Genomic DNA, 3,699 nt, shown 5'->3' with positions numbered 1-3,699 from the left:
GGTCATGAGATGTGTTTACTTTCAGTCATTCAATCTCTTAGGCTTTGTGAAGATCTTGAAGTTCATGTGATTTCTTCAGATCACCTTCTCAAGAGTGGGGAGGTTTCTATTTACGAACCTGGTTTGAAGGAGCTTGTAGGAAAGAACCTCAGAGAAGGCAGGCTCTTTTTCACAACGAATATTGATAAAGCAATAAGAGAGAACGAAGTCGTGTTCATAGGAGTAGGGACTCCCTCGAAGGAAGATGGAGAAGCCGATCTCTCAAATGTCGAAACGGTTGTCGAATCTGTTGCCAGGAATTTGAATGGATACAAGGTGATAATCACCAAGAGCACTGTGCCAGTAGGAACAAACAGATGGATCAAGCAACAGATTGGCGAGAAATCTGGAAAAGATACGTTTGATGTGGTCTCAAATCCTGAGTTTCTGAGAGAGGGAAGAGCAGTTCACGACGTATTTCATCCGGATAGGGTCGTTATCGGTTATGAATCAGAGAAAGCCAAAACGATTATTCATGACATTTACAAACAGCTCTGTCTTATAGAGACGCCGTTTCTGTTTTGCAACTTTGAGACTGCTGAACTGATTAAATACGCTAGCAATGCGTTTCTCGCAACGAAAATCACATTCATAAACCAGATAGCCAACCTCTGTGAAGCTGTAGGAGCAGATGTGCACAAGGTAGCAAAGGGAATGGGTATGGACGGAAGAATTAGTCCAAAGTTCCTTCATCCGGGTCCCGGATATGGGGGAAGTTGCTTTCCTAAAGACACAAAAGCCCTTGTCGACATCGGAAACAAATGTAATGTTGATATGCCGCTCGTAAAAGAAGTTATCTCCTCCAACGAGAAGCAGAAAACAAGAATGGTCAACAAGCTTGAGAGGTTATTGGAAGGAGATCTTGGAGGAAAAAGAATAGGGGTGCTTGGTCTTGCTTTCAAAGCTGAGACCGATGATATGAGAGAATCACCTTCTATTGTAGTAATCAACGAACTGCTTAAGAGAAGAGCCAATGTAATAGCTCATGATCCTCAGGCAATGGGGAACGCAAAGGCAATATTCGGACAGAGCATAGAATATGTAGACAGCGAGTACAAGGCTATCAATAACAGCGATGCAATAATAATACTAACAGAGTGGAATCAATACAGAGGGCTAGATCTAGAGTTGGTAAGGAAACTAATGAAAGGCAATGTAATTCTCGATACAAGAAATCTTCTTGAGTCCGAAAAAATGCTTTCATTGGGATTTGTTTTGTAGGGTGTAGGAAGAAAGAAGTCCTTATCGATTTGACAGTCTAGTCATTTGGGAAATCCTGTGACATCAGCTATGTCATTCGTTACATCATAAAGTAAGTATTTCAGCCTAATAGAAAGCTTGGGTGTTACATAATTGATAAATTGCCTCCTTACTTGCAGATTGGCTGCATTTGCCTCAATCTGAAACAATCGTTTCAATTATGAATCGCCGTCTTCGTGTAATTCCGTCGATTTCTAAAAGACATCCCTCTCAGTCGCAAATAACTAACATACATTCTTGGGAAATACACCAACAGCGATTTCAACATCCTGTCCTTTTTGGTCAATGGTTCGAATTCTTTTATTTGCTTCAGTATTTCAGGATGATTTATCAATTCAATAATATCCTTCGTTCGAAACCCTCCAAGAGCAAGGTTCCCGATTGCTCCAAAATATGTTCTTGGAACAATATCACTGTCCATTATTTCAATAATTTCGTTTGATGCTCCTCCGACATCCAAAAATTTCCTAAGCCTTTTCATCGACCCAATCGAATGAAAGTGCCTGTAGTCACTTGCCTTTGAAGCTGAATCACCTCTAACAATGTATTGAACAAGGGATTTCTCTAGAAAGACAACTCTACGTGCACAGAACAATGCCTTCATCGTGAATTCGACATCTTCTCCGTTTGTAGCTCCCGTTTGGTACTTTAACGTGTGTTCTTCCAAAAAAGACTTCTTGTATAAGACGCTTCCTGTCCATAACCATGTTTTGTTTTTCATCATAAGAAGAAGGACTGTCTTCCCATCTGTAGGTTTAGATAAATACTCGTATCTGTCCTCGAATCTACGGACTATTCTGCCACTCCAGTCAACGACGTCAAACCCAAAAGCCAAAACATCAGCCTGTGTCTCACATGCCTTCCTATATACACTACTTAGGCAATCCTCTGACATTAGATCATCTGAGTCGAAGAATATCATATACTCTCCTCTAGCGGAAATCAGACCCGTGTTTCTTGCCGAACTAACACCGGAGTTCTCTATTCTTATGATCCTTGAAAAAGTGGCTGAGTTTTGAGACAAACCCAGGACTGAACTGGCAACATCTTCTGTGCTATCTGTTGATCCGTCGTTGACGACTATCAATTCGAAGTTGACGCCTTGCTGTGCTATGATAGTCTTAAGCGTCCTTTCAATATATCTCTCAGCATTGTATGCGGGTACCACCACTGTAACTGCCAAACCTTCTTGAGCAGTTGCTGAAGTTGACAATCTGTTGTTCATCTCCGAATTCTCCTCCCATAATCGCCGATGAGGAATTAGATGTCCATACGTACTACAGAACAATTCCTAATAGACAAAGATTCGGTCTGAGTCTACCGGTAAGACTTATATGTCTCACTTATGATTTCTTCGTAAATGTCTCGCTCTCTTCTAGCTATTTCCTGCCAATCATTTGAGGACAAACAATAACTCGCAGTTTCTAACTCGAGCTCATCCGAAATAATCCATGAGATTCTTTGAGCTAGCTCCTCTGAGAGATTTTCACTGTCACTTGAAGGAAGTCGCTCGTCTCCAATGGCTTCCGGGATTCCGCCCACATTGGTTCCCACTACTCTAGCTCCACACGCTCTTGCTTCCAGAATAACCGTTCCAAAACCTTCCCGCCTGCTAGGCACAACAAGGACATCGATTGAATTCATAGCCGTTGGCATGAGACCATATTCTAATCTTCCGGCGAAGTGCGAAATGTCCCTGGGCATTTTCTCTCCTAGCGTTTTCAATAAAGGACCGTCTCCTACAATGAAGAAAAATACGTCCAATCTTAGCTTCATTAGCTCCCGCGCGATTGCTGGAAGTCTATCTGCTCCTTTCACTTCAATTAGATTGCCAACAAAACCCACGATCTTCTTATCGAGCGGCAGGCTTAACTTCTTTCTTGCCTCTTCTTTATCCATAGGTCTGAATACGTTGGTATCTACCCCATTTGGAATGACAATCCCATTGGACTTGTCGTAACCAAGCTTTTCACATGCATCTTTCATCAAAGCCTTGCTCACAAAGACTGCCTTTGCTGCCTTTTCAAGAACTTCTTTTACGAAAGCCTTGTTTTGGTTTGATATGGAGTGAATCTCGCCACCATGAGCGGTAACTATATATGGAATGTTGTGCTTCTCAGAAAGCAGCATGGCGGCAAAGCCCTCCGGGAAAACTCTGTGAGCGTGAAGCAGACTGTGTTCTTCGATATTTTTGTTCTTCTCGATAGCAGTTGCCATACCCTGAGCGTATTTCAGCCAAGAACCAGGCTCCTGTCTAATTATCCCAATGCGATCTCTTAAGCCAAGAGAGACATTCAATACGGGATAATGCTTCTGATTCACCTGCACCGACTCTATCGCTTGAGACGGAGAGTAACCCTTAAGCTTCTTCAAAACCCTAATCGGCAGGCTGTCGAATGT

The 3,699-nt window shown here is 42.3% G+C and carries 3 protein-coding genes; 1 reads left to right on the top strand and 2 read right to left on the bottom strand.

Features of this window, described 5'->3' with window-relative positions; translation table 11 throughout:
• Nucleotides 1-1,260 (top strand): UDP-glucose/GDP-mannose dehydrogenase family protein (locus tag ENN47_07960; protein HDP78102.1); only part of this gene is annotated, 1,260 nt, incomplete at its 5' end.
• Between the two features lie 193 nt (nt 1,261-1,453).
• On the opposite strand, the gene ENN47_07955 is transcribed toward ENN47_07960, so the two are convergent.
• Together ENN47_07955 and ENN47_07950 are read right to left on the bottom strand one after the other, a co-directional pair.
• Nucleotides 1,454-2,524: a glycosyltransferase family 2 protein gene (locus ENN47_07955; GenBank protein ID HDP78101.1), complete on the bottom strand. Its 1,071-nt coding sequence runs from the start codon at nt 2,522-2,524 to the stop codon at nt 1,454-1,456.
• A gap of 92 nt (nt 2,525-2,616) precedes the next feature.
• The coding region (locus ENN47_07950; GenBank protein ID HDP78100.1) for a glycosyltransferase family 4 protein at nt 2,617-3,699 on the bottom strand (1,083 nt) is incomplete at its 5' end.

This window comes from Mesotoga infera (genome assembly GCA_011045915.1).
GTDB classification, from domain to species: Bacteria; Thermotogota; Thermotogae; order Petrotogales; family Kosmotogaceae; genus Mesotoga; species Mesotoga infera_D.
Note: the sequence above shows the minus strand (reverse complement) of the source record. Positions and strands in the feature narration are given on the sequence as shown.

Coding starts and splice junctions, on each gene's coding strand:
- ENN47_07955 (HDP78101.1), bottom strand. CDS start 2,524: ATGAACAACAGATTGTCAACTTCAGCAACTGCTCAAGAAGGTTTGGCA.